The organism is Thermococcus sp. (genome assembly GCF_027052235.1).
Taxonomy (GTDB): Archaea; Methanobacteriota_B; Thermococci; order Thermococcales; family Thermococcaceae; genus Thermococcus.
The window spans coordinates 1-1,635 of record NZ_JALUFF010000009.1 but is presented as its reverse complement, the minus strand read 5'-3'; the positions used below and the strand labels follow the sequence as shown (position 1 = coordinate 1,635).

Genomic DNA, 1,635 nt, shown 5'->3' with positions numbered 1-1,635 from the left:
GCCTGCGGCCTCAACCACCAACGCCTCATCAAGCTCCCCTCCGAGAATTCTCGAGGTTATCTCAAAGTGGTGCTCGTCCCTCTCGTATTCCTTCGCCATCTCCGCTAGGGGTTTAAGGAATGAAAAGAGCTCGACGGCCATTGGATTGAAGTAACGGAAGGCGAACTCAAGGTCGTGGTAGAGGCCGCGATAGTACTCTGAAAGGAACTCAAGCTCCTTCTCACTAAGTGCACTCAGGCCAAGCAGCTCCGGGGGGATGCCCAGGGAGTAGAGTGAGGCGGTGAACTTTATCGCCCTTGGGAGGGCCGACCCGTTTACTTCCCTCGAGTATCCGAAGAGGCCAATATGGAGCTTCCTCCGCCTCCTAGAAGGAACCTGCTTGGCAACCTCCCTTATCGTCGGGGCCAGGGCCTTCAGTTCAGCGGAGTAACGCTCGGTGTACGGTTCCAATATCTCAAAAACTTCCTCGGGAATCTCCTCAGCCTGCCCCCTTTTCTTCGATTTAACGCGCTCTATTGCCCTAATGACATCCTTTGCTGGCCTGTCGTACTTGAATGAGCTCTGCACCGTGTATGTCTGGGCGCTTGGGTATTCCTCAAGAACGGCATCAACGTTCTCCGGCGTGAAATGTCCCCTGAATGGAGCGCCGCCAACACCTATTATCGGAAAGATGGGAATGTTGGTTCTCTCTTCAACGAGTTGAAGGTCGTAAAGGGCTTTTTTGTCGTAGAGGACTGCACTTATGAGGCCGTAGTTCATGGCAGGGTCACTTCTAGCCAAGAAAACACGCTGGTACTCGAGTTCCTTATCGCTAAGGTATTCCTCAACTATCTCCGCAGCAGATGATATTGCTTCTCTAGTCTCGAAAAGGGGGATAACGTTTATTTCCTCGGGGAAGAATCTCCCTATCCACTCGTAGAGCTTTATGTCGTATACGCGCTTGTACTGTTTCCAGACCACATAACGTCTGTATAAGTGGTAGACACGGTTTAGCTCCGCCGAGGATGTTGTCATGGGCAAGATTACTTCAAATATTGGCGCCACTTCTTCCCCGTAGAAAAGCCTCGCGTAATCGGCACTCCTCGGTATTACCTGAAGGGTCTCAAGAAGGAGTTTTGCCTCCGCTTTTTCGATGCTCGGGTTGGGAACGCGCGGAGTGAGTCGGAAAGTTTTACCGAGGCGATGCTTCTTGAAGAAACCTGGATAGCGCTCAAAGAGCTTTTTGACCACGAATTCATCAACTTCTTTGCCCTCAAAGTCCCACATCTGTTCATCCGCGCCCAGAACGCTGAAAGCGTAGAAAGCCTCAACGACTTCATCTTCTCCCCCCATAACAGGGTCGTGGGCGAAAAAGGGGATGAAAACGTTATCCGGATGCTGCGTGCTCATGACCCTCGGTATCATTCCAATCCCCTTGACCATCCCCCGGCATTAATTTAAGCGTTTTCCCAAGTGAGTTGGACTAGATTCAACTTCGTGGCAAATCTTTTTAAAGGAAATTGTCTTTCCATCCCCCATGCTTGGAGTCCTTCTTGCGTTTCCGGAGAGAGGGGAAAACTACACTCTTCCGATTAACGGAGAACCCGTAATCAGGTTTGTGGAACGGCGGCTTTCGATGAGCAAGAGAATCAATGA

General features: G+C 50.9%; 1 protein-coding gene. It reads right to left on the bottom strand.

What is annotated here, in order from left to right; translation table 11 throughout:
- Positions 1-1,404, bottom strand: a 1,404-nt coding sequence (ppcA, locus tag MVC73_RS00490) for a phosphoenolpyruvate carboxylase (protein ID WP_297506022.1), incomplete at its 3' end; no start/stop codon positions are given.
- Positions 1,405-1,635: the final 231 nt, after the last annotated feature.